At 63.8% G+C, this 23336-nt stretch carries 21 protein-coding genes; 8 read left to right on the top strand and 13 right to left on the bottom strand.

Features of this window, described 5'->3' with window-relative positions; all coding sequences use genetic code 11:
* Window position 1: 1 nt before the first annotated feature.
* From AB4Z53_RS11265 to AB4Z53_RS11250, 4 genes are all read right to left on the bottom strand, one after another.
* Window positions 2-778, bottom strand: a complete 777-nt coding sequence (locus tag AB4Z53_RS11265; protein ID WP_441595873.1) for an SDR family NAD(P)-dependent oxidoreductase — start codon at window positions 776-778, stop codon at window positions 2-4.
* A complete protein-coding gene (locus tag AB4Z53_RS11260; RefSeq protein ID WP_441595872.1) occupies window positions 775-3096 on the bottom strand; it encodes a bifunctional salicylyl-CoA 5-hydroxylase/oxidoreductase in 2322 nt (773 codons plus the stop codon). The genes AB4Z53_RS11265 and AB4Z53_RS11260 overlap by 4 nt, the downstream gene beginning before the upstream one ends.
* A gap of 212 nt (window positions 3097-3308) precedes the next feature.
* Window positions 3309-3833 carry a MarR family winged helix-turn-helix transcriptional regulator gene (locus AB4Z53_RS11255; RefSeq protein ID WP_291148889.1) on the bottom strand — a complete coding sequence of 175 codons (525 nt, stop codon included), beginning with the start codon at window positions 3831-3833 and terminating at the stop codon, window positions 3309-3311.
* A gap of 101 nt (window positions 3834-3934) precedes the next feature.
* A complete protein-coding gene (locus AB4Z53_RS11250) occupies window positions 3935-4696 on the bottom strand; it encodes a GntR family transcriptional regulator (protein ID WP_441595871.1) in 762 nt (253 codons plus the stop codon).
* Between the two features lie 161 nt (window positions 4697-4857).
* Between AB4Z53_RS11250 and AB4Z53_RS11245 the strand changes: the two genes are divergently transcribed.
* From AB4Z53_RS11245 to AB4Z53_RS11225, 5 genes are all read left to right on the top strand, one after another.
* Complete coding sequence (locus tag AB4Z53_RS11245; RefSeq protein ID WP_113538465.1) at window positions 4858-5847, top strand: ABC transporter substrate-binding protein; 990 nt, start codon at window positions 4858-4860, stop codon at window positions 5845-5847.
* Window positions 5848-5911: 64 nt separating this feature from the next.
* Window positions 5912-6691 (top strand): ABC transporter ATP-binding protein, encoded by a 780-nt coding sequence (locus AB4Z53_RS11240; protein WP_034796269.1) that lies wholly within the window; start codon window positions 5912-5914, stop codon window positions 6689-6691.
* A gap of 5 nt (window positions 6692-6696) precedes the next feature.
* A complete protein-coding gene (locus AB4Z53_RS11235) occupies window positions 6697-7620 on the top strand; it encodes an ABC transporter permease (protein ID WP_291148898.1) in 924 nt (307 codons plus the stop codon).
* Between the two features lie 15 nt (window positions 7621-7635).
* Complete coding sequence (gene kynU, locus AB4Z53_RS11230) at window positions 7636-8883, top strand: kynureninase (RefSeq protein ID WP_441595870.1); 1248 nt, start codon at window positions 7636-7638, stop codon at window positions 8881-8883.
* A gap of 141 nt (window positions 8884-9024) precedes the next feature.
* A complete protein-coding gene (locus tag AB4Z53_RS11225; protein WP_441595869.1) occupies window positions 9025-9993 on the top strand; it encodes a threonine ammonia-lyase in 969 nt (322 codons plus the stop codon).
* Window positions 9994-10001: 8 nt separating this feature from the next.
* Here the strand turns inward: AB4Z53_RS11225 and AB4Z53_RS11220 are convergent, their stop codons facing one another.
* The 7 genes from AB4Z53_RS11220 to AB4Z53_RS11190 all read right to left on the bottom strand — a co-directional run bounded on the left by AB4Z53_RS11220 (window position 10002) and on the right by AB4Z53_RS11190 (window position 17057).
* Window positions 10002-10688, bottom strand: coding sequence for an ABC transporter ATP-binding protein (locus AB4Z53_RS11220; RefSeq protein ID WP_441595868.1), 687 nt, complete (start codon window positions 10686-10688; stop codon window positions 10002-10004).
* Window positions 10685-11434, bottom strand: a complete 750-nt coding sequence (locus AB4Z53_RS11215; protein WP_441595867.1) for an ABC transporter ATP-binding protein — start codon at window positions 11432-11434, stop codon at window positions 10685-10687. Before AB4Z53_RS11215 ends, AB4Z53_RS11220 begins: the two co-directional genes overlap by 4 nt.
* Window positions 11427-12398: a branched-chain amino acid ABC transporter permease gene (locus tag AB4Z53_RS11210; RefSeq protein ID WP_441595866.1), complete on the bottom strand. Its 972-nt coding sequence runs from the start codon at window positions 12396-12398 to the stop codon at window positions 11427-11429. Before AB4Z53_RS11210 ends, AB4Z53_RS11215 begins: the two co-directional genes overlap by 8 nt.
* A 7-nt stretch (window positions 12399-12405) precedes the next feature.
* A complete protein-coding gene (locus AB4Z53_RS11205) occupies window positions 12406-13326 on the bottom strand; it encodes a branched-chain amino acid ABC transporter permease (protein WP_113538471.1) in 921 nt (306 codons plus the stop codon).
* 88 nt (window positions 13327-13414) lie between these two features.
* Entirely contained in the window at window positions 13415-14554 is a 1140-nt protein-coding gene (locus AB4Z53_RS11200) for an ABC transporter substrate-binding protein (protein WP_441595865.1), read from the bottom strand.
* Between the two features lie 42 nt (window positions 14555-14596).
* Complete coding sequence (gene kynA, locus AB4Z53_RS11195; RefSeq protein WP_113538473.1) at window positions 14597-15433, bottom strand: tryptophan 2,3-dioxygenase; 837 nt, start codon at window positions 15431-15433, stop codon at window positions 14597-14599.
* Window positions 15434-15437: 4 nt separating this feature from the next.
* Entirely contained in the window at window positions 15438-17057 is a 1620-nt protein-coding gene (locus AB4Z53_RS11190) for a benzoate-CoA ligase family protein (RefSeq protein ID WP_113538474.1), read from the bottom strand.
* A gap of 327 nt (window positions 17058-17384) precedes the next feature.
* On the opposite strand from AB4Z53_RS11190, the gene AB4Z53_RS11185 reads away from it, so the two are divergent.
* Together AB4Z53_RS11185 and AB4Z53_RS11180 are read left to right on the top strand one after the other, a co-directional pair.
* Window positions 17385-18215 carry an alpha/beta hydrolase gene (locus AB4Z53_RS11185; protein ID WP_441595864.1) on the top strand — a complete coding sequence of 277 codons (831 nt, stop codon included), beginning with the start codon at window positions 17385-17387 and terminating at the stop codon, window positions 18213-18215.
* 163 nt (window positions 18216-18378) lie between these two features.
* Entirely contained in the window at window positions 18379-19710 is a 1332-nt protein-coding gene (locus AB4Z53_RS11180) for an APC family permease (protein ID WP_441595863.1), read from the top strand.
* Here the strand turns inward: AB4Z53_RS11180 and AB4Z53_RS11175 are convergent, their stop codons facing one another.
* Window positions 19711-20538, bottom strand: coding sequence for a helix-turn-helix transcriptional regulator (locus AB4Z53_RS11175; RefSeq protein ID WP_441595862.1), 828 nt, complete (start codon window positions 20536-20538; stop codon window positions 19711-19713). It abuts the gene before it with no gap.
* Here AB4Z53_RS11175 and AB4Z53_RS11170 point away from each other — a divergent pair.
* On the top strand, window positions 20537-21988 hold the full coding sequence (locus AB4Z53_RS11170; RefSeq protein WP_441595861.1) for an amidase: 1452 nt from the start codon (window positions 20537-20539) through the stop codon (window positions 21986-21988). The two genes, AB4Z53_RS11175 and AB4Z53_RS11170, sit on opposite strands and share 2 nt — an antisense overlap.
* A 61-nt stretch (window positions 21989-22049) precedes the next feature.
* On the opposite strand, the gene AB4Z53_RS11165 is transcribed toward AB4Z53_RS11170, so the two are convergent.
* A complete protein-coding gene (locus AB4Z53_RS11165) occupies window positions 22050-23282 on the bottom strand; it encodes a hypothetical protein (protein WP_291148926.1) in 1233 nt (410 codons plus the stop codon).
* Window positions 23283-23336: the final 54 nt, after the last annotated feature.

Below are 23336 nucleotides of genomic sequence, written 5' to 3'. Positions count from 1 at the left end.
TCTATCCTCCGAGAACTTCGCCGCCGGCGACAGCTATCGCCTGGCCGGTGATTGCGGTCGCCTTTTCCGACACCAGCCAGGAGACCGTGTGGGCGACTTCGTCCGGCGTCACCAGGCGCCCCTGTGGGTTGGAACGGGCAAGGCTGGCGCGGGCTTCCTCGCGCGAGCGGCCGGTCTTTTCGCTGATCGTATCGAGCGCGCCGTCGATCAGCGGCGTGTCGGTGAAGCCGGGGCAGACGGCGTTCACGGTGACGTCGCTGCGGGCAAGCTCAAGCGCCAGTGCGCGCGTCAGGCCGACGACGCCGTGCTTCGATGCGCAATAGGCCGACACATATGCATAGCCGGTGAGGCCCGCGGTGCTTGCGACGTTGACGATCCGGCCGTTGCCGGCCCGCCGCAAGGAAGCAAGCGCTGCCTGCGTCACCAGATAGACGCCGGTGAGGTTGATGGAAAGCACCCGCTGCCATAGCGCGAAGTCGGTCTTTTCGAACGGTGCCGAGGGTGCTTCCCCCGCGCAATTGACGAGAACGGCGATGTCTCCGGCTTCCGCGATCGCGGCCGAAATACCACGCTCGACGGCCGCGGGGTCGGTCACATCGAAGCCGTCACGGACAAGCGCCTCTCCGCCGGAAGCAAAGATTTCGCCCTGCACGGCTTCAAGCGGTGCTGCGCGCCGGCCGGCGAGGCTGACGAGATGGCCGTCGGCGGCAAGCGCCAGCGCGATCGCCTTGCCGATACCGCTTCCCGCACCGGTGATGAGGGCGTGTCTCTTGGTCATGGCTTGCCCGCCGTCGTTGCGGCGCGCGCCAGGTTGTTCACGTACTGTGCCCGAGCGGAATGGTACTGTTTCGGCCAGGGCTGCTCCTCGTAGCCGATCTTCGCCGCCTCATGCATGACGAAGGACGGGTCGGCCAGATGCGGACGGGCAATCGCGCAGAGATCGGCGCGACCGGCGGCAATGATCGAATTGGCGTGGTCGGCCTCGGAAATCGCCCCGACGGCAATGGTCGGAACCTGGATCTCGTTGCGGATCTTGTCGGAAAACGGCGTCTGGAACAGCCGGCCATAAACCGGCTTTTCCTCCTTCACCACCTGGCCGGAGGAGCAGTCGATCATGTCGGCGCCGGCTTCCTTGAACAGGCGGGCGAAAATCGCCGCGTCCTCGGGCGTGTTGCCGCCCTCGTGCCAGTCATGGGTCGACAGGCGCACCGACATCGGCCTGTCCTCGGGCCAGACCTTACGGACGGCGTTGAACACTTCGAGCGGGAAGCGGGCGCGGGCGGCGTGATCGCCGCCATAGTCGTCGGTGCGCAGATTGGTGAGCGGCGACAGGAAGCTCGACAACAGGTAGCCGTGCGCCACGTGCAGTTCGAGAATATCGAAGCCGAGGTCGCGGGCCCGTTCGGTGGCGTGCACGAAATCGGCGATGACCCGGTCCATATCCTGCCGCGTCATTTCACGCGGTGTATCCGAATGCTTGAGGTAGGGCAGGGCGGATGCGGAGATGAGCGGCCAGCCGCCTTCAGCCAAGGGCTGGTCGATCCCCTCCCAGGCGACCCTCGTCGCACCCTTGCGCCCGGCATGGCCGAGCTGGATGCCGATCTTGGCGGGCGTCTGCTGGTGCACGAAGTCGACGATGCGCTTGAAGGGCTGGGCCTGCTCGTCGTTCCAGAGCCCCAGGCATCCGGGCGTAATACGGGCGTCGGCCGACACACAGGTCATTTCCGGGAAGACGAGGGCGGCGCCGCCCATGGCGCGCGCGCCGAGATGGACGAGATGAAAATCGTTCGGCACGCCGTCGGTCGCCGAATACATCGCCATCGGCGAAACCACGATGCGGTTCTTCAGTGTCAGGCCGCGAAGCTTGAACGGCGTGAACATCGGCGGCGGAACCGCCCCGTTCGCCGCCGGCCCGACACCGGCGCGTTCGGCAAACCAGCGCTCGAAACCTTCGAGCCAGTCCTTGTCGCGCAGGCGAAGGTTCTCGTGGCTGATGCGCTGGGAGCGGGTCAGCATCGAATACATGAACTGCTCGGGCTCCAGGGTGTCGGCATAGCGCGTGCCGACCACTTCGAACCATTCCATGGCGTTGCGGGCCGCGTTCTGGATGCGGGCGACGTCGACGCGGCGCACCTCCTCGTAAGCCGAGAGCACCGCGGGAATGTTCGCCTTGTCGTGGCCGAGAATGTCGAACTGGCGGGTCAGTTCGATCGCGTCGTCGATCGCAAGCTTGGTGCCTGAGCCGATTGCGAAATGGGCCGTGTGGGCGCTGTCGCCCATCAGCACGACATGGCTGCGGCCATTGAAATGGCTCCACTTCTCGCAGATCAGCCGGCCGAAGTTCAGCCAGGCGGAACCGCGCAAGTGCCGCGCATTGGTCATCAGCTTGTGGCCGTCGAGTGTCCCGGCGAACAGCTTCTCGCAGAATGCGATCGACTGGTCCTGGTCCATCTGGTCGAGACCATGGGCCTTGAAGACGTCGTCGGTCGTTTCGACGATGAAGGTCGAAGTGTTCTCGTCGAAGCGGTAGATATGCGCCTGGAACCAGCCATGTTCGGTGCGCTGGAAATCGAAGGTGAAGGCGTCGAACTTCTTGTCCGTGCCGAGCCAGACATAGCGGTTCGGCCGGATCACCATGTCCGGCTTGAAGACGTCGGCGTATTTGTTGCGGATCCTTGAGTTGACGCCGTCGGAGGCGATGATCAGATCGGCGTCGCCGAACCGCTCGTCGCTCTCGACGTCCTGTTCGAACACCAGTTCGACGCCGAGCTCAAGGCAGCGCTCCTGGAGGATGTTGAGCATCTTCTTGCGGCCGATGCCGACGAAGCCGTGGCCGGTCGTCCTGATCTTGCGGCCCTTGAAGACCAGCTCGATATCGTCCCAATGGTTGAAGGAAACCTCGATCGCCTCGGCAGTCTCCGGGTCCCACTGGCGCATCGATTGCATGGTCGCGTCGGAGAAGACGACGCCCCAGCCGAAAGTGTCGAAGGCGCGGTTCCGCTCGACCACGGTAACGTGGTGCTCCGGGTGCTGGCGCTTCATCAGCAGCGCAAAATAGAGGCCCGCGGGCCCGCCACCGATACAGACGATCCGCATTTGGTTCTCCTCCCGAGCTCCGGCTGCGCGTGTCGCCGTCGAGATGCCGTTGGCCGTCATCCCGGACTGCTGGAAACAAGGTGGACTCGTTCCAGAGAAATTTCAAGCTTAAAATTGTTTTGACCGGATGCGACGCGTGTATGCGCGGTCAGAGGACGGCGCGCGGCCGTTGCGCCGTTTCAGATCCTGGCAAAAGGGGGAAGGGGTGGGCTTCAGGAATTGCGCGCCAGTGCGGCGATGATCGAGCGCTTGAGTTTGGCCAGTTCATCCATCAGCACGCCACCGTCCTGCGGCGAAACGCCGGCAAAGAGGTCGGAGATCCAGTCGGCATGCGTTGCCGCCATCTTCTCGAATTCGGCGCGGCCAAAGGGCGTTAGCGCGATGACCTGCACGCGCCGATCCGTCGGAAGCGTCGTGCGGCTGATGTGGCCGCTTTCGGTCAGGCGTTCCACCAGAACCGTGATGTTGCCTGGCGAAACCATCATGCGCTTCGAGACTTCGCCAAGCACCATGCCGTCAGGAGCGCGCTCGAGCTGAGCCATCAGGTCGAAGCGCGGCAGGGTCGAATCGTATTCCTCCCGCAGCCGGCGGCGGATCTCGCTCTCGACCAGGGTCGAGCAGGTCAGCAGGCGCAGCCATAGCCTGAGCTCGGCGCGGTGATCGCCCGGCGCTTCGAGCGCTTTGGTCTCGCCATCCACCCAATCCGGCGAAGTATCGAACTTGTCTTCACCCATCATTGCAAACGCCCGCTTCCTATCCTGCGCCAAAAAGGCAGGCACTTCCTTGTCTCTTTGCTTTTAGAGAGGTTTCCGGCTCTTGGACAGGCTGTCACGCGTCGTCATTTGGCCGCATGCCGCGGCAACGGCGGTGCGGTACGGCCGCCATCTTCGGACTGGTCGTAGACATTGACGGTAAAGCCGATGTGGTCGGTCATCAGCTTGCGGGCGCGCTCGACATCGCGGTCGAGTGCGGCCTCCATCAGTTCCGTATGGTGCTCGATCGCCATTGCGTCCTCAAGGGCCGCGACTGCTTCCTCGTAGCCCTCGCTCATCCCGGCGGCAGCACGCAACGTGGGCGCGAGACTGAGGAAGCGATGGTGGCGGCGGAGCTGGTCGGAGATCGTCGCCTGGAAGCGGGAAAGCCAGCTCGATCTTGCCGCGCCGATCAGGGCTGTGTGAAAGGCGGCGTGTTTCTCGTCCCACTCGTCGATCTCGCCTTCGGTGACGTTTTCGACGGCGATCTTGCAGCGGGACAAACGATAGTGGGCGGTGACGACGGCGGACTCCCAGGCGCTGTCGCCATTTTCGATCGACTCGATCAGCAGCGGAATTTCGACGACCTGTCGCGCCTTGGTGAGATCGTCGAGCGCGTCGCGTGAAACCGGTGCGACCGCAAAGCCGCGGTTGCTGATCGCCGTGACCAGTCCTTCTGCCTCCAGCCGCGACAGCGCCTCGCGGAGCGGCGTCCAGCCGATGCCATAGCTTTCACGCAGCGCGCTCAGCTTCATCGGCGCACCGGGCTGGAGCCGCGTCGCAAGGATGTCGCGACGGAGCAGCCGGTAGGCCGATTCGGTTTTGGTCGACTGTTCGTGGTCTTGCATCAAGTTCCCTTAACGCCCGCGTCGGATCGACACAAATATATATAGTTCCGCGATGAAGATGAAAATATATATATTTGTTTGACAAGAACTCCGACCCTCGCCATCATCCCCGCACGCCGCCGAGGAGGGCGGTAACGCTCGTCAAATTCTGGGAGGGATGTATGAGCATGCTTAAGAGCACTTGGCTTTCGGGATTGGTCGTCGCCGGCGCAATGGCATGGGGACTGGGCGTGGCTGCCGCCGATCCGATCCGCATCGGCATTGCCAATTTCGGCGAACATCCGCAATTGAATGCGTCGATCGCCGGCTTCAAGAAGGCGCTGGCCGAAAACGGCTTCGTCGAAGGCAAGGATGTCGTCTACACCGAGAGCCACACCAATTTCGACGCCTCGCTGGTTCCGCAGATGATCGCCAAACTACAGGCCGAACAGCCGAAGCTGGTCTACACGATCACCACGCCGGTGTCGCAGATCGCCAAGAAGGCGCTCGCCGGCTCCGGCATTCCGGTGGTCTTCTCCGCCGTCACCGATCCGGTGGCCGCCAAGCTCGTTCCGTCCTGGGAGGCGGGCGACGACGGCATGACCGGTGCGACCGACCTTCAGGACGTGGCCGCCGTCATGGCCTTCACGCACAAGCTGCTGCCGAACGCCAAGCGTTTCGGCGTGCCCTATAATCCGGGTGAGGCGAACGACCAGGCCCTGCTCGACAAGATCAAGGAAGCAGCCCCTGCTGCAGGCTTCGAGGTCGTGGAGGTCGGCGTAGACAACGTCAACGACATCCAGCAGCGCATCGCCTCCTTCGCCGGCAAGGCCGACGTGATTTATACGCCGGCATCCAACCTGCTGCAGCCGGCGATCGGCGCCGTTTCGGCAGCCGCGCGCCAGGCACAGATCCCGATCGTCAACTCCGACGACGGTGCCGTGCGTGACGGCGTCGTGCCGGCAAGCTTTGCCGTCAACTACGAGCAGGTCGGCGTCAATGCCGGCAAGATCGCCGCGCAGATCCTGAAGGGTGCAGACCCGAAGACCATCGCGCCGTCGCGCCCGGCCTATGAAGATCACGCACCGCTGATCTCGAAGAAGGCTGCGGCCGCCTTCGGCATCGAAGTGCCGGCAGCACTCGCCACCGAGTGCAACTGCGTCGTCGACTGATTTCCAGTTGGTCTCAACAGTGACGGCGCCAAGGGCGCCGTCACTCCATGGTTAGGGGGAGCCAATGCTGGAAATCAGATCGGCCCGCAAAGTCTTCTACAAGGGGCAGGCGGACGAAAAGGTCGCGCTGGACGGCCTCAATCTCAGCCTTGCCACGGGCGAATTCGGCGTCGTCATAGGCTCGAATGGCGCCGGCAAGAGCAGCATGCTCAACGCCATCTCGGGTGCATTGGTGCTCGATAGTGGCCAGATCGTCATCAATGGCGACGACGTGACGGCGACGCCCGTGCACAAGCGCGCGATGCGGCTTGCTCGCGTCTTCCAAGACCCGATGCGCGGCACCGCCGCCAGCATGACGGTGGCGGAAAATATGTTGCTTGCCGAACTGCGCAGCAACAAACGTACGCTGCGGCGCGGGCTGAATGCGACGCGGCTCGCCACCTACAGGGAACGCCTGTCGCTCCTGGGGCTAGGCCTCGAGAACCGCCTCGACACGCGCGTGGAGCTGCTTTCCGGCGGCCAGCGGCAATCGCTGTCCCTGATCATGGCGGTCGGCGGTGAGCCGGAACTGCTGCTGCTCGACGAACACACCGCAGCACTTGATCCGCGTACCGCCGATATCGTCATGCAGGCGACAATCCGTGCGGTCGAAGCCCTGAAGCTGACAACGCTGATGGTGACGCACAACATGCAGCATGCCGTCGACTTCGGTCACAAGGTCATCATGCTCGACGCCGGGCGCGTCCGCCTCGAAATCGACGGCAAGGAAAAGGCGCAGACGACCGTGCCGGACCTGATCGGCCACTTCTCCGTCAAAACCGACCGCATGTTCCTGGCGAGCTGACGATCATGGATATTCTTCAAAACACCGTCGCGAGTTTCATCTCGCTCGTGCCCGTCACGCTCGCGCAGAGCCTGATCCTCGCCTTCGTCGTGCTCGGGATCATGATCCCGTTCCGCATGCTGAGCTTTCCGGACCTGACCAGCGAAGGCGCGTTCCCGCTCGGCGGCTGCGTCTGTGGCGTGCTGATGGCGGCCGGTATGTCGCCGCTTGCGGCGATTGCCATCGCGCTTCTCGCTGGCTTCGTTGCCGGCTGCTGCACGGCCTTTATCCATCTGCGGTTCCGGATCCACACGCTGCTTGCCGGTATCCTGATGATGACGATGCTCTATTCGATCAACCTCAGGATCATGGGCCGCTCGAACCTCTCCGTTTTCGGTGCGCCGACGGTGTTCGACTGGGCGCCTGGGCTGCAGCCGGGCTTCCCGGCAAGCAAGATCGTCGTCGCCGGGCTGATCGCGCTCATCGTCTTCTTCCTGCTCTATCACTTCTTCCGGACGGAGAAGGGCACGGCCGTTCGCGCCGTCGGCGCCAATCCCGATATGGCCGAAGCCCAAGGCATCAATGTCTGGATGGCGACGATTGGCGGCGTCGGGCTTGCGGGCGCGTTTTCGGCCGCCGGCGGTGCTTTGATGGTGCAGTCGCAGGGCTTTGCCGACGTCAACATGGGCCTCGGCATCCTGATCAACGGCCTTGCGGCGCTGATGATCGGCGAGGCGATCGTCGGCAAGCAGAGCGTGGCGCGTCAGCTCGCCGCGCCGTTCGTTGGTGCGATCGTCTACTACCAGCTCGTCTCCTTCTGCTTGGCCGCCGGCATGCCGCCGCCGGACCTGAAACTTGCGACCGGCCTGTTCGTTCTGGCCATGCTGGCTCTTCCGAGCCTCAAGCGAAGCCGCGGCCCCGCGCCCGCCCGCGAAACCGTTCGCGAATAAATGAGGACCAACTTCATGAATGCAGTTCCTGATCTTGCCGCGATAAAGGCCATGGATGCGGCCGATGTGCTGAGCTCCATGCGTGAGCGTTTCATCCTGCCGCCGGGTCTCATCTATCTCGACGGCAACTCGCTCGGCGTCGCCTCGACCGCCGCCTTCGACGAGCTTCGCAAGGCCGCGACCGAGGAATGGGGGCAGGACCTCATCCGCAGCTGGAATACGGCCGGCTGGTTCGAGATGCCGCTGACCCTCGGCGACCGGGTCGGGCGGTTGATCGGGGCGGCCGCCGGCCAGACCGTCGTCTGCGACACGACGTCGATCAACATCTACAAGGCCCTCCATGCGGCGATGGCCTTGCGGCCCGATCGGTCGGTGATTGTCAGCGAGGGCGGCAGTTTCCCGACCGACCTCTACATGGCCGAAGGCGTCGTCTCGACGCGTCCCGGCGCCTCGCTCAGGTTCGAAGGGGTCGATGCGCCCGAGATCGAGGATCTGATCGACGGTAGCGTCGCGGTGGTTCTGGTCAACCACGTCAACTACAAGTCCGGCGAGCTGCGCGACATGGCGGCGCTGACCCGCAAGGCGCACGAACATGGCGCATTGGTCATCTGGGACCTCTGCCATACGGCCGGTGCCCTGCCGGTTGATCTCGATGGCGCCAATGTCGATTTCGCCGTCGGCTGCACCTACAAGTACCTGAACGGTGGCCCCGGAGCCCCCGCCTTCATCTATGCTGCCATCCGCCACCATGGCGATATCCGCCAGCCGCTCACCGGCTGGTGGGGTCACGCCCGTCCCTTTGCCTTCGAGAAGCACTATGCCGCCGGTGAGGGCATCCGCCGTTTCCTCTGTGGAACGCAGCCGATCCTGTCGCTGCGGGCGCTGAAGGGCGCGCTCGACGTCTGGGACGAGGTCGACATGAAGGCGCTGCGCGAAAAGAGCATCGGCCTCACAGATCTCTTCACCGCGTTGGTCGAGGCGAAATGCGGTGCATTTGGGCTGGAACTCGAAAGCCCACGCGATGGGACGAAGCGTGGAAGCCAGGTGTCGTTCAAGCACCCGAACGCCTACGAAATCATGCAGGCGCTCATTGCCCGCGGCGTCATCGGCGATTTCCGTGCACCGACGACGATGCGTTTCGGCTTTACGCCGCTCTATGTCAGCTATGCCGACGTCTGGCAGGCGGTCGATTTCCTGGAAGACATCCTCAAGACCGGTGCATGGCAGGATGCGCGCTTCGCGGTCCGTGCGGCCGTGACCTGATTGATGGCACCAAAGTGCAGCGGGCGGCCTTTCGTCCGCTGCTTCCTCTCCAGACGCATGCCGAGGTCGCCGTCCCGCAGCGGGCTTGTTCAGAGCCATTGTGCCCTGTGGCGAGAGGACGGCTAACGGGGGATTTAAGCAATGACCGCGCCACACCGCCCGACCCCGGACGAAATCGCCGATGCTCGTAAACGCATCGCGCCGCATTTCGCGCGCACGCCGCTGGTCAGGCTCGATCTTGGGTTTCCGGACCGCCAGATCTTCCTGAAGCTGGAGACGCTTTCTCCAATTGGCGCCTTCAAGCTTCGCCCCGCCTTGAACGCCATGCTGTCGCGTGATGCCGCCGCGCTCGCAAGGGGCGTCGCAGTCACCAGTTCCGGCAATATGGCCTACGGCATGGCCTGGGCGGCACGCCTCGTCGGCGTGCCCATGGTTGCCTACATGTATCGCGGCGCACCCCAGACCAAGATCGACGGTGTGCGCGCGCTCGGCGGCGAAGTGCGTTTCGTCAGTGCCGAGACCTGGTGGGACTACATCACTGGCACCGATCGTCCGGATGCGCCGGAGCTGTTGATCAATCCGGTGATCGATCAGGCGGTGCTGGTCGGCAACGGCTCGATCGGCATGGAGATCATCGAGGATCTGCCTGACGTCGATGTCGTGCTTACTCCCTATGGCGGCGGCAGCATGACCACCGGGGTGGCCAGCGCTCTTAAGGCCGCTTCCGACCGCTGCCGTGTCTTTGCGGTCGAGGACGACAGCGCAGCGCCGGTTTCGGCAGCCCTTGCGGCCGGGCAGCTCGTGACGATCGAAACCCGCCCGTCCTTTATCAAGAGCATCGGCGCGCCGTCGCTGGTGCCGCAGCTTTGGCCGGTGGCGCGGGAGCTGATCGACGGGGCGATTGCCGTCAGCCCGGGAGAGGTGTGCGACGCGATGCGGCTGCTCTTCAAGAAGGCAAAGGTCGTCGCTGAGGGAGCCGGGGCTGCCTCGCTCGCTGCCGCAATCGCCCGGCCGGATCTCAAGGGAAACATCGTCTGCGTTATCTCGGGCGGCAACATCGATGCCGCGGCCTATTCCACCGTGCTCGGCGGTGGCATTCCCTCGGCCTGAGCGACAGATCAAACGCCGAGATAGCGGTCCTGAAGTTCTGGCGTCAGCGTGGCTGGAGCGCCCTCAAAGACGGTAGCGCCCTTTTCCAGGACGAAGCAGCGGTCGGCAACGGGCAGCAGTTCCGAAAGCGTCTTGTCGACGACGAGGATCGATTGCCCCGCTGCCTTCAGCGTGCGGATCGCCGACCAGATGTCCTGGCGAATGACCGGCGCAAGCCCTTCCGTTGCCTCGTCGAGAATGAGCAGGCTCGGATTGGTCATCAAGGCCCGGCCGATCGCAAGCATCTGCTGCTCGCCGCCCGAAAGCGTGTTGGCATACTGATCACGTCGCTCGCCGAGGCGGGGGAAGAGTGTGGTCACTTTCTCGAAGGTCCATTCGTTGCCGCGGGCGGTGGCAACGAGGTTCTCCATGACGGTCAGATTGGGAAAGCAGCGCCGCCCTTCAGGCACGAGACCGAGGCCGCGCCTTGCAATCCGGTGCGGCCGCAGGCCGGAGATCGCCTTGCCGGCGAAGGAGATGGCGCCTGAGCGCGGCCGCACGAGGCCGAGGATCGAATTGATCGTCGTCGTCTTGCCCATGCCGTTGCGGCCCATGAGCGCGACGACCTCCCCCTCGCGTACATCGAGGTTGACGCCGAAGAGCGCCTGGGATGCCCCGTAGAAGGTTTCTAGACCTTTGAGTTCGAGCAGGCTCACGCGGCTTCTCCCAGATAGGCCCGGCGCACATCCGGATCGCTGCGGATTTCATCGACTGTGCCTGACGCGATGATGCGGCCGTAGACCAGCACCGAGATGCGGTCCGCCAGCGCAAAGACCGCGTCCATGTCGTGCTCCACCAGGAGCATCGGCGCTTCGTAACGCAGGCCGTCGAGGAACGAAGTCAGCCGTTTTGAACCCTCCGGTCCCATGCCGGCCATCGGCTCGTCGAACAGAAAGGCCTTCGGCGACAACGCCAATGCGATGGCGATCTCAAGTTGCCGGCGTTCGCCGTGCGAGAGTTCTGCGGCCGGCACATGGGCGCGGGCGGCAAGATCGACACGCTCCAGCATCGCCATCGCCGGTTCGGTCAGGTCCTTGTCGTTGCTGACTTGGCGAAAGAAGTGGAAGCTGCTGCCCTGTCGCGCCTGCACTGCCAGCATGACGTTGCGAAGCGCCGAGAACTCCTGCGCGAGCGACGAGATCTGGAAGCTGCGGGCAAGGCCGAGCCTTGCGCGGGCGGCCATGTCGAGCCCGCCGATATCCTGGCCGAGAAAGCGGATGGTGCCGCTGTCGGCCTTGAGCGAGCCGGCGATCTGGTGGATCAGCGTGCTTTTGCCGGCGCCGTTCGGGCCGATCAGCGCATGGATCTGGCCGGGGCGAAGCTCAAGGCTGACGCCGTCGGTCGCCTTGAGCGCGCCGAAGGATTTTCTGAGATCGCGAATTTCGAGAACGGGCTCAGACATGGCGCGGCTTTCCGGAGAGGAGCCCCAGCAGCCCGCCGCGGGCAAAGAGCACGATGCCGAGCAGGATGAGGCCGAGGAAAAATTGCCAGCGCTCGGTGATACCGCCGAGCACATATTCGAAGAAGACGAAGATCATTGCGCCGGCGACAGGCCCGAACAGCCGGCCCTTGCCGCCGAGGATGATGAGTACGATCAGTTCGCCGGACATGTGCCAAGAGAGCATCGAGGGGCCGACAAAGCGGTTGAGGTCGGCATAGAGCGCGCCGGCAAAGCCGGTGATCATCGCCGAGACGGCAAAGGCGACGAGGCGGATGTTGAAAGGTGCGATGCCGACTGCGGCAAGGCGTGTGCCGTTCTGTCTCGCCGCCTGCAGGGCGCTGCCGAAGCGTGAACCCTCGACCACGCGAAACAGAAGCAGCGCCGCCATCAGGGCCGCGTAGCAGATCAGGAAATAGGGCAGGGGCTTGGCGGTGTTGACGCCGGGAAAGGCGTTGCGCATCGACAGCGACAGGCCGTCCTCGCCGCCATAGGCCGGCCAGGAGATCGCGAAATAGTAGATCATCTGCGCGAAGGCGAGGGTGATCATGATGAAATAGACGCCCGACGTGCGCAGGCTGATCGCGCCGATGGGCAACGCGATGAGACCGGCGACCGCGATCGCCGTAATCCAGATCAGCGGCATCGATGTCGTCGCCGGAATGCCGGCAAAGAGCGGCTCGGCATTGAAGGCGTGGGTCGCAAGTATGCCGGCGACGTAACCGCCGAGGCCGAAGAAAGCTGCGTGGCCGAAGGAGAGCAGCCCACCGAGCCCGAGCGCCAGATTGAGGCCGACGGCGGCAAGGGCCAGCACCGCGATGCGGGTTGCGAGCGTCACGTAGAAGGGTTCGCCCAGACTTACGGCGAGGATCGGCGTGCCGAGAAGCAGAAGGGCAAGCAGCAGGTTGATGGTGGTTTCGCGGGTCATCTTGGCCTCACGACTGCGCTGCAAACAAGCCGCTCGGCCTGAAGGCGAGGATGAGGGCCATGACGACATAGATCAGCATCGAGGCGAGAGCAGCACCGATCGTGGTTGCCTGTGAGGCGGGCATGGTGAGTGCCAGCAGGGAGGGAAGCAGGAAACGGCCCATCGTGTCGACGACGCCAACGATGATGGCGCCGACCAGCGCTCCTTTGATCGAACCGATACCGCCTATGACGATGACGACGAAGGCGAGGATGAGCACTGGTTCGCCCATGCCGACCTGCACCGATTGCAACGCGCCCACCAGTGCGCCGGCAAGCCCGGCAAGCGCCGCACCGAGTGCGAAGACGACCGTATAGAGCGTGCCGATGTCGACGCCGAGAGCCCCGATCATCTCGCGATCGGACTCGCCCGCCCGGATGCGCATGCCGAGCCGGGTGCGCGAGATCAGGAGATAGAGGCCGATGGCGACGGCGATACCGACGCCGATGATCGCCAGGCGGTAGAGCTGGTACTGGCCGCCGCCCGGAAGCGGCACCGCGCCCTGCAGCATGGGCGGAATGTCGAGATAGAGCGGGAACGAGCCGAACAGCCAGCGCGCACCTTCAGACAGGATCAGGATCAGCGCGAAGGTGGCGAGCACCTGATCGAGATGATCGCGATCATAGAGCCTGCGGATGACGGCGACCTCGATGATCGCGCCGACGCCGGCGGCGGCCGCAAGGCTCGCGATCAGCCCGATCCAGAAGGAGCCGGTGGCGGTTGCGACCGTCGCGCAGGCGAAGGCGCCGATCATGTAGAGCGAGCCGTGCGCCAGGTTGATGAGGCCCATGACGCCGAAGATCAGCGTCAGGCCGGCGGCCATCAGAAACAGCATAACACCGAGCTGGAGCCCGTTGAGCAGTTGTTCGATCAGAAGTGCGGTGAACAAGAGACCGGTCCAAGCTTGATGTCAGGAGGACATGGATCATCGACCGGATGCCGGCGGAGCCGGGCATCCGGGTGACGGGTGTCAAGCACTACATGCTGCACTTGTCGGCGTAGGCGTCCTTGTGGTCTTCGAAGGCGGTGGCGATGATCTTGTTGGTGAGCACGCCGTCGGCTTCCTTCACCACCTCGCGAACGTAGATGTTCTGGATCGGGTGGTTGTTGTTGTTGAAGACGAATTTGCCGCGCACCGACTGGAAGTCGGCCGCCTTGAGTGCTGCGCGGAAGGCGTCCTTGTCCTTGACACTTGCCTTGGAAAGTGCGGCAAGGATCAGGTTTGCCGTATCCCAGCTCTGCGCCGCGTAGATCGACGGCAGGCGCTTGTATTCGGCCTTGAAGGCTTCGACGAACTTCTTGTTGGCCTCGTTGTCGAGGTCCTTCGACCAGGTCGCCGAATTCTTGACGCCAAGCGCCGCATCGCCGATCGCCGGCAGGACGTCCTGGCTGAAGGAGAAGCCGGGGCCCATGACCGGGATGTTTACGCCCGATTGCGCATACTGCTTCATGAAGGCGATGCCCATGCCGCCCGGCAGGAAGAAATAGACCGTGTCCGCGCCTGACGCGCGGATCTGTGCGATTTCAGCCGCATAGTCGGTCTGGCCGACCTGGGTGTAGATCTCGCCAGCCAGTGCGCCCTTGTAGTAGCGCTTGAAGCCGGTCAGCGCGTCCTTGCCGGCGGGGTAGTTGGGGGCGAGGATGAAGGCGTTCTTGTAGTCCTTGTTGGCGTATTGGCCCATCGCCTCATGGAAATTGTCGTTCTGGTAAGCGACGTTGAAATAGTTCGGATTGCAGTTCGCACCGGCAAGCGCCGAAGGACCGGCGTTCGGCGAGAGATAGATCACATCCTGCGCCACCGTGTTCGGCACGACGGCCATTGCGAGGTTCGACCAGATGATGCCCGTCATCAGGTCGACCTTGTCGCCCTGGATCATCTTCTCGGCGATCTGTACCGCAAGTTCCGGCTTCTGGGCATCGTCCTCGATCACCAGTTCCACGTCCTTGTTGCCCGACTGCTTGATCGCCAGTGTGAACGCGTCGCGCATATCGATGCCCAGGCCGGCGCCGCCGCCTGAAAGCGTGGTGATGACGCCGATCTTCACCGGCTCGGCATGGGCAAGGCTTGACGTCGCGAGCGAGAGGCCAAGAAGGCTCGCTGCCAGAATGCGGTTCATGCTGTTCTCCTCTTTATAGGTTCCCTTATGAGTTGTGTTCTATCAGAGACCCGTGCGCACGTGCCAGAGCTCGGGGAAGAGTTCCACTTCGAGCATCTTCTTCAGATAGGACGCGCCGGATGTTCCCCCGGTTCCGCGTTTCATGCCGATGATGCGCTCGACCGTCGTAACGTGGTTGAAGCGCCAGCGGCGGAAATAGTCCTCGAAATCGACCAGCTTCTCGGCGAGCTCATAGAGCATCCAGTAGCGCTCCGGATCGCGGTAGACGGTCTGCCAGGCAGCAAAGACCTTGTCGCTTTCGGTGCGCGTCTCGCGCCAATCGGTCTTGTCTGCTTCGGCGCCGACATCGAAGCCGTTGCGCGAAAGAAGCCGGATCGCCTCGTCGTAGAGCGACGGCGCGGCAAGGATCGCTTCCAGCTTTTCCATGATGTCGGGGCGGTGCGCATGCGGCCCGAGCATCGCGACATTGCGGTTGCCGGCGAGGAACTCGATCGCCCGATACTGCCACGACTGGAAGCCGGAGGATTGGCCGAGCGATTCGCGGAACGTGGTGTATTCGCTGGGGGTCATCGTGCGCAGCACGTCCCAGGCGCTGTTCAGCTGCTCGAAAATGCGGGCGACGCGCGTCAGCATCTTGAATGCGGGTTCCAGCCGGTCGTCGCGGATCGATCGGACTGCCGCGTTGATCTCGTGCAGCGCGAGCTTCATCCAGAGTTCGGACGTCTGATGCTGGATGATGAACAGCATCTCGTCATGGGCTTTGGAAAGCGGCTCCTGCGCGTCCAGCACCTTTTCAAGCATCAGGTAGTCGCTATAGGACATGCGTCCCTTGAACGACATCTGGGCGCCTTCTTTCGAAGGGTCGTATGATTTGCTCATGTTTTCAGTTCTCCGACCGCAATCGGAACCGCTGGATCTTGCCCGTGGCTGTTTTCGGCAGGTTGTCCAGGAACTTTACCGATCGCGGATATTTGTACGGTGCGATCGTCGCCTTCACATGATCCTGCAGGCGCTTGATCGTTGCGTCGTCCGCCGACACGCCAGATATCAGAACGACATAGGCTTCGACAATCTGGCCGCGCTCCGCATCGGGCGCACCGACGACGGCGCATTCGGCGACTTCCGGATGCGCGATCAGCGCCGCCTCGACCTCGGGGCCGGCGATGTTGTAGCCGGCGGTGATGATCATGTCGTCGGAGCGGGCGGCGAAATGGAAGAAGCCGTCCTCGTCCTGGTAGAAGGCATCGCCGGTCAGGTTCCAGCCGTCGCGGACATAGTCGCGCTGGCGGCCGTCGGCCATGTAGCGGCAGCCGGTCGGGCCCCGCACCGCAAGCCTGCCGATCGTGCCGCGGGGCACCTCTTGCATGTCGTCATTGACGATCCGCGCCTCGTAGCCGCCGACCGGCTTTCCGGTCGAGGCGGGTTTGCGGTCCTCGAAACGGTTGGAAATGAAGATGTGCAGCATCTCGGTCGCGCCGATGCCGTCGAGGATCGGCTTGCCGGTCTTGGCCGTCCATTCCTCGAAGACCGGGCCGGGCAGGGTCTCGCCGGCCGAGATCGCAACGCGCAGTGATGAAAGATCGGCGCCGTTGTCCATCGCCTTCATCATCGCCCGGTACGCGGTCGGCGCGGTAAAGGAGATCGTCGCCCTGTATTTCTCGATGATCTCCACCATGTTCGCGGGTGTCGCGTGCTCGAGCAGCGTTGCCGCCGCACCGAAGCGCAAGGGAAAGATCGCAAGGCCGCCGAGGCCGAAGGTGAAGGCGAGCGGCGGCGAGCCGACGAAGATGTCGTCAGGCGTGACGCCGAGCACTTCGCGGGCATAACCGTCGGCGATCGCCAGGAGATCGCGATGGAAGTGCATGGTTGCCTTCGGGATCCCCGTCGTGCCCGAGGTGAAGCCGAGCAATGCCACGTCGTCGCGACCGGTATGCACCGCCTCGAACACCACTGATTTGTCGAGCGCGATGCGGTCGAGTTCGGCGTCGTGGTTCGCCGTTCCGTCGAAGCTTACGACCTGTTTCAGGAAGCGGCTGTCCTTGGCGCAGGCGATCATCTCTTCCATCAGCCTCGTGTCGCAAAGCGCCAGGCTGACTTCGGCCTTGTCGACGATCTTGGCGAGTTCACCGGCGCGGAGCATCGGCATGGTGTTGACGACGACGGCGCCGGCCTTGGTGGCGGCCAGCCAGCAGGCGACCATGGCCGGATTGTTCGCCGAGCGGATCAGCACGCGGTGCCCGGGCTTCACGCCGTAGTTCTCGACCAGCGCATGGGCGAGCCGGTTCGTCCAGTCGGACAGTTCCTTATAGGTTCGCCGGCGTCCGTTGCCGATCAGCGCGGTGTGGTCGCCAAAACCCTTGGCGACCATGGCGTCCGTCAATTCGACGGCGGCGTTGAGATGGTCCGGATAGTCGAAGCCTTCGAGAAGGAATTCCGGCCATTCTTCCGGTGGCGGCAGGTGGTCGCGTGTGAACGTATCGACGTGCGAAGTCGGTCCAAGCATGTGGCGGCTGTTCCCTTGTTCAGTTCCTGCCTGTTGCCCAGGCATCTTTCAAAGCCGGATAAAAGTCTTGCGGTGATGCGAAACCCTGGCGTGCGTGCAGGTCGCGGCCATCGCCGCATCGATGCCGATGGGGCGTGCCGTCGCGGCGACGGTTCCAGGGATCGAGACAGGCACAGCGAGACCTCCACTTCTCGGCTGAACATGGGGCAGCATCGCACCAGTCCAAAATTATTTCAAGCCTAAAGTTTTTTCGAATGATGCATTGCGTTTCTTGGTGTGGCAGGCGATTTCTATGCTTGGGGAGACATCCGAGGGAGGATTGCATCGATGCTGGAACACCGTGTTTCCGATTGGAATGACGCCTATGCCAACGGCGTGAACATTGCGCGCGGCGATCGCTGGCCGGAGGCATGGACCGGGCCATCGGAAGCATTCCGCAATGCGCTTTCCGCGTCAGGGCTGGCGAAACTTGACGTTGCCTATGGCGAGCGGCCCAGGAACCGCATGGACCTCTTCTTCCCGGATGGCCCGGCCGAAGGCCTCGTCGTCTTCGTGCATGGCGGCTTCTGGCTGCAACTCGACAAGAGCTTCTGGTCGCATCTTGCCGCAGGCGCCGTCGCCAATGGCTATGCCGTTGCCATGCCGTCCTACACACTCTGCCCGGACATCCGCATCGCGGGGATCGTCGAGGAGGTGGCGGCCGCCGTCGGTGAGGCGGCGAAACTGGTCGATGGTCCGGTGATGCTGACCGGCCATTCGGCCGGCGGCCATCTCGTCAGCCGGATGATCACGGCGACCGCGCCGCTTTCGCCCGATGTCCAGGGGCGTATCCGCAACGTCGTCTCGATCTCAGGCGTGCATGATCTGCGTCCGATCATGTCGACCGGGATGAACGAGAAGCTCGCGATCGACGAGGCCGAGGCTCTTTCGGAGAGCCCGGCGCTGCTGCGACCGATGAAAGATGCCCGCATCACCTGCTGGGTCGGCGGCGGCGAGCGCGCGGAGTTCCTGCGCCAGAACGATCTGCTCGCCAATATCTGGACCGGGCTGGGCGCGACCACGGCGACCGTCGTGGAGCCGGACCGGCACCACTTCAATGTCATCGACGGCCTTTCCGACGCCAGGCACCCGCTGACGCGAACCTTGCTTTCGGCGTGAGCGCGGCGGCGGACCAAAGGGGTGAACGGCTGCGCTTTCTGCGTCAGTCGGCCACCTCTCCCATCCGCGTTGCGGCACGGTCGACTGCCATAACACCCTAGGGTTATTGGCATAGCCCCCGGTTTCCCCGACGCTTCCGGTCTGTTCGTTGGAGGAGGGGAACATGACGCAAAACATTAAACTCGATCGAACCCTTGGCCTGTGGTCCGTGGTGCTGTTCGGGCTTGCCTATATGACGCCGATGATCGTGTTCGGCACGTTCGGGGCGCTCGCATCCGCAAGCCAGGGAACGACCGCGATGGCGTATTTCATTGCCGCGCTTGCGATATTCCTGACGGCCGTAAGCTACGGCATCATGGCAAAGGTCTATCCGGTCGCCGGATCCGCCTACACCTATGCTCGCAAGTCGCTGAATTCCGGCGCGGGCTTCCTCGTCGGCTGGGCCGTCCTGCTCGATTATTTCTTCTTGCCGATGGTCATATGGCTGATCGGCGCCGCCTATCTGAGTTCGGCTTTTCCGACCGTTCCGGCGTGGCTCTGGATCGTCGGCTTCATCGTGCTGACAACGGCCGTGAATGTCATCGGTATCGCCTTTGCCAACCGGGTGAATGTCGTGCTGATGCTGGTGCAGCTCACCGTGCTGGTGGCCTTCGTCGCGCTCGCGGCGCGCTATGTCGCGGCGATCAATGGTGCCGGCGGGCTCGCGTCGGTGCGGCCATTCTTCGAGGCGAACGTGCCGTTCAGCGCATCCGTCGCCGGCGCGGCGATTGCGGCCTATTCTTTCCTGGGGTTCGACGCTGTTTCCACGCTGACGGAGGAGACCCGTGACCCGACCCGCACCATGCCGAAGGCGATCATGATCATCGCGGTCATCGGCGGGATCCTCTTTACGGGATCGGCCTATGTCACGCAGCTTGCCCATCCCGGCGGCCAATTCACCTCGGTCGATTCCGCCGCTACGGAAATCGCCCTGATGATCGGCGGTGATCTCTTCGTGACACTGTTCCTCGCCACTCTGGTCGTGGCCCAGTTCACGTCGGGGCTTGCGGCACAGGCGAGTGTCGGGCGGCTGCTTTTCGCCATGGGTCGCGACGGCGTGTTGCCGGTGGGGGTCTTCGGCAGGCTGCATGAGAAATGGCGCACGCCCGTGTTCAATCTCGTGCTCGTCGGCATCGTCGGTCTGCTTGCGCTCACGCTCGACGTGACGACCTCGACGTCCTTCATCAACTTCGGCGCTTTCCTCGCATTCACCGCAGTCAATGTCTCGGTGATCGCGCTCTATCTGCAGGGCAACGCGATCGTGCGGCCGCTCGGCGCCTTGCTCGGGCTTGTCGTGCCGGCGGTCGGTGCGGTCTGCGACCTGTTCCTGCTGTGGAATCTCGATGGCCACGCCAAGCTGCTGGGTATCATCTGGTTGGCGGTCGGCGTGTGTTATCTCGCCTATCTCACCCGGTTCTTCCAGCTTGCACCGCCGGAAGTCGAGTTCGTCGAGTGATCAGCGGCGGCTGAGGAAAAGATGGAAGAGCTCCGCCTGGCTGGATATGGTGAGCTTGGCATAGGCCTGGCGACGATGCACCTTGACCGTGTTCGGCGACAGGCTGAGCGTTGCAGCGATAGAATAGGTCGAGTGGCCCTTGAGGATGAGGGTCACGATCTGCAGTTCCCGTTTCGAAAGCAACGGATGGCTGATCGTCGCTGCGGCACCATCCTCCTCGCGCGGCGGGTCGAACCGCGTGCGCCAGTGCCGTTCGGCGAGTGCCCGCACGACGGGCGCCGCACTTTCCAGCCGTGCGATGTCGCGGCGGGGGAAGCCAGGCACGTCGCCGATACGCGAAAGCGACAGCACCGCATCGACATGCGGAAGCGTCAGAATGAAGCCGATCTCGTCGACGATGCCGGTCGCCTGATAGTGGCGGCGAAAGTACTCCGTCTCGGTGAAACGGTCGGGCGCCAACCGCCGCATCACCAGCACGTCGCCGTCGTGTCTTGCGTTGCGGACGGCATCGTAGAACGGGTCGAGAATGTAGGCGCCGGCAAGGTAGTGATCGACGATCGTGTCGCGATCGCCGACGATGCGCTCGTTATGGAGATCGAAGGCCTTGCCGCCCGGCGAATAGGCAAAGCCGTTCATCATCTCGAAGGAGACGAGCTGTCGCAGCGCCCGCTCCAGAGCCTCCGGGAAACCGGGTTCGCCGAGGGTCGACACGGCCTTGGCAAGCCCGGCGTTCCAGGCATCGATATAGGCGCTCGCTCCGCCGGATGTTGCTGCCACGTCCAATCCCCACCTGTCGAACAGAAGACCTAGCACGGAGTCCGCAGCCATGCAGACGCTTTCTCGCGCCCCGGCGCCCACCCATCCGCTCGACCTCTCCGCAACGGAGATTGCTGCCGGCATTCGCGCCCGCCATTTTTCGGCCGAAGCGGTCGTTGTCGAATCGCTGCGCCGCGCCAAAATCGTCAATGCGGAGCTGAACGCTTTCACGCTGCTGCGCGAAGAGGCTGCAGTCGCTTCGGCGCGGGCGGCTGACGCGTTGATCGTTGCCGGAGGCGAGGCGCCCGCACTTCTCGGTGTTCCCTTCGCGGCCAAGGACCTGACGCCGACCAGGGGCGATCTCACCACGCTCGGCTCCTGGACGCGTGGGGACTGGATTCCCAAGGAGACCGCACTCTGCATCGCGCGGCTCGAAGCTGCCGGCGCGATCCTCATCGGCAAGACCACGACGCCGGAGTTTGCCCATTCCAGTTTCACGGCCAGCCCGCGCTGGGGCGTAACCCGCAACCCCTGGAACCCGGAGCGTACCTCCGGCGGTTCGTCCGGTGGATCGGCCGTCGCAGTCGCGACCGGGGTGGTCCCCCTCGCCGAAGGCACGGACATGGGCGGATCGATACGTATCCCTGCCGCGCTCTCGGGCGCCGTCGGCCTCAAGCCCAGCCTTGGCCGGATCCCGATGACGATCCTGCCCAGCGTCTTCGACAACATCTCCCATTTCGGTCCGCTCGCGCGCACCGTCGGCGACGCGATCGCCTTCATGGCCGTGACGACAGGACCGGACGATGCGGATATCTCGTCTGTGCCGCTCTCCTTTGCACCTGAGCGGGCAAGGGCAGGCTCCCTTGTGGGCCGCCGCTTCGCGTTTTCGCTGGATCTTGGCTACTACAGCGTCGATGCCTCCGTGCAGGCCGTGATCCTTGCGGCGGTCGAGCAGCTTCGCGCGGCGGGCGCCACCGTGGACCTCGTGGATATCGGCTGGTCCAGAGCCGTCAACGACCAGTGGTACGATCTCTGGTGCGTGTTCATGGCCGCATTTTTCGGTGACGCGATCGATGGCTATCGCGACCGCATGGACCCGATCGTGGTCGAACTGATCGAGCGTGGACGTGGCATGAAGGCCGTCGACTACAAGCGGGTGGAGCTGCTGCGGAGCGGGATGTGGCGTGATCTCTCCGCCATCCTTGCCCGCTACGATGCGCTGCTGTGCCCGACATGCGCGGTCACGGCCCCGGCGGCCGAGGCTGACGACAATGACTACGTCGGCGATATGCCGGACGGGCGTTTTCTCGGGCTGGATATGACCTGCCCGTTCAACCTTTTGCCGCAGTGCCCGGCTCTCTCGCTGCCTGCCGGCCTGGCCGAAGACGGCCTGCCCGTCGGCCTGCAGATCGTCGGCCGCCGTTATGCCGATGAAGAGGTGCTGTCGCTCGGCGGCGCCATCGAACGCGTGTTGCAGGCCTCGCCAAATGCAGTCGGGCGAGCGGCGCGGTGGCGCTGGTAGGTTTTTCGCCAGCCCGCGCCATCGGTCCTGCGTTTTGACTGCGGCGCCCGAAATTGGCCGGTCACAGCAGCAGGAGCTTCTTCAGCACCGAGAAGACTTCCTTGTAAGGCAATCTGGTTGCGCCGGCGAATGCGAAGGGTATGAGGGCGGCGGCCGCGACCGGCACGACCGAGGTACGGCTGACGAGGACGGAAGAGAGCTTGTTGGTCGTATCGAAGAGCTTGCTCGGGTCCGCCGTCTCCTCGTCCGGCTCCGGTGCGGTGTCGGCGAGCACGTTGCGGCCGAGCACCTTGCGTTCGGCGGCACGGTGGAAGCGTGTCGCCTGCACACCGAGCATCAGCAGCCCCGCCTCCTTCAGCCGTGCCAGCGGTTTGGAAAAGGCCGACAGGGGATAGGCGAAGAACGCGATCACGATTGCGAGCCAGCCGCTCATGATCATGCTGAACGTGGTCATCGACAACGACTGCTGCAGCAGATGCTTCATGACGGCGGCCGCGATCGCCGCACTCATGCCGAAGACGAAGAAGACATAGGCATTCGGGTATTGCGAAAGGAAACCGAGCCCGCCCTTGCCATCCGGATGGGCTGCCACCAGGCGAAGTTCCAGCCGTGCGATCTTGCGCAGAAGCTGTGCCCAGACCAAGTGCCGCCAGACGCCGCGCAGGAACAGGAAAACGAACAGCGGCAGGCTGACGCAGATCGACCACCAGCCCGCTGCCGTGATCCGGTTGCCTTCCGCCGAATGCTCGACCGCCCAGAACGAGACGTCGGACATATGGAAATTGAGGAAGGACAGCAGCGCGGCGATCGCGGCGAGGGCCAGGCAGACAAGTTCGGCAAGCCACGAGTCGCGTCGCTGAAGTGCGACCGAGACCGCGTGGGTGGCGGCCGGCATGGAGGTCGGCGCAATGAGCGGCGCCCGGGTAAACTGCCCGAGCTTGATGCGCAATCCGCGTTCCACCTGTTGCTCCGCCAGCACGAAGGCGGCAATCGCGACGAAGAATTTCGCCCAGGCGCCGGGATCGGCGAGGTAGGCACCCTGGTCGATCGACAGGCTTAGCGGCAAACCAAGCAGAAACGGCCCGCCCCAGGCAAGGGCAACGAAGAGTACCGCCCGCCTGCCCGACTGCAAGGCATTCGCATGCAACAGCTTCAGCCGGGCTTGAAGTTCGTAGAACGGGCCGCCATGCGCGGCGAGAAATTCGGCGATCTTTGTCGGTGCTGCGGCCATGTTGGGCTCGGTAGCAGCACCAGTGCTTTCCCTTGCCCTGTCCGTGGATGCTATTCCAGTCATGGCGCCCTCGCTCCCGAAGCTGGCGATAACGTTCCCATCGAGATACCGGCCCGC

The sequence above is a fragment of the Ensifer sp. 2TAB8 genome, assembly GCF_052115125.1.
Classification (GTDB): Bacteria; Pseudomonadota; Alphaproteobacteria; order Rhizobiales; family Rhizobiaceae; genus Ensifer.
Note: the sequence above shows the minus strand (reverse complement) of the source record. Positions and strands in the feature narration are given on the sequence as shown.

Coding starts and splice junctions, on each gene's coding strand:
- AB4Z53_RS11200 (WP_441595865.1), bottom strand. CDS start 14,554: ATGAACCGCATTCTGGCAGCGAGCCTTCTTGGCCTCTCGCTCGCGACG.
- AB4Z53_RS11165 (WP_291148926.1), bottom strand. CDS start 23,282: ATGACTGGAATAGCATCCACGGACAGGGCAAGGGAAAGCACTGGTGCT.
- AB4Z53_RS11170 (WP_441595861.1), top strand. CDS start 20,537: ATGCAGACGCTTTCTCGCGCCCCGGCGCCCACCCATCCGCTCGACCTC.
- AB4Z53_RS11260 (WP_441595872.1), bottom strand. CDS start 3,096: ATGCGGATCGTCTGTATCGGTGGCGGGCCCGCGGGCCTCTATTTTGCG.
- kynU (WP_441595870.1), top strand. CDS start 7,636: ATGAATGCAGTTCCTGATCTTGCCGCGATAAAGGCCATGGATGCGGCC.
- AB4Z53_RS11235 (WP_291148898.1), top strand. CDS start 6,697: ATGGATATTCTTCAAAACACCGTCGCGAGTTTCATCTCGCTCGTGCCC.
- AB4Z53_RS11210 (WP_441595866.1), bottom strand. CDS start 12,398: ATGACCCGCGAAACCACCATCAACCTGCTGCTTGCCCTTCTGCTTCTC.
- AB4Z53_RS11250 (WP_441595871.1), bottom strand. CDS start 4,696: ATGCAAGACCACGAACAGTCGACCAAAACCGAATCGGCCTACCGGCTG.
- AB4Z53_RS11245 (WP_113538465.1), top strand. CDS start 4,858: ATGAGCATGCTTAAGAGCACTTGGCTTTCGGGATTGGTCGTCGCCGGC.
- AB4Z53_RS11265 (WP_441595873.1), bottom strand. CDS start 778: ATGACCAAGAGACACGCCCTCATCACCGGTGCGGGAAGCGGTATCGGC.
- AB4Z53_RS11180 (WP_441595863.1), top strand. CDS start 18,379: ATGACGCAAAACATTAAACTCGATCGAACCCTTGGCCTGTGGTCCGTG.
- AB4Z53_RS11185 (WP_441595864.1), top strand. CDS start 17,385: ATGCTGGAACACCGTGTTTCCGATTGGAATGACGCCTATGCCAACGGC.
- AB4Z53_RS11190 (WP_113538474.1), bottom strand. CDS start 17,057: ATGCTTGGACCGACTTCGCACGTCGATACGTTCACACGCGACCACCTG.
- AB4Z53_RS11240 (WP_034796269.1), top strand. CDS start 5,912: ATGCTGGAAATCAGATCGGCCCGCAAAGTCTTCTACAAGGGGCAGGCG.
- AB4Z53_RS11215 (WP_441595867.1), bottom strand. CDS start 11,434: ATGTCTGAGCCCGTTCTCGAAATTCGCGATCTCAGAAAATCCTTCGGC.
- AB4Z53_RS11255 (WP_291148889.1), bottom strand. CDS start 3,833: ATGATGGGTGAAGACAAGTTCGATACTTCGCCGGATTGGGTGGATGGC.
- AB4Z53_RS11175 (WP_441595862.1), bottom strand. CDS start 20,538: ATGGCTGCGGACTCCGTGCTAGGTCTTCTGTTCGACAGGTGGGGATTG.
- kynA (WP_113538473.1), bottom strand. CDS start 15,433: ATGAGCAAATCATACGACCCTTCGAAAGAAGGCGCCCAGATGTCGTTC.
- AB4Z53_RS11225 (WP_441595869.1), top strand. CDS start 9,025: ATGACCGCGCCACACCGCCCGACCCCGGACGAAATCGCCGATGCTCGT.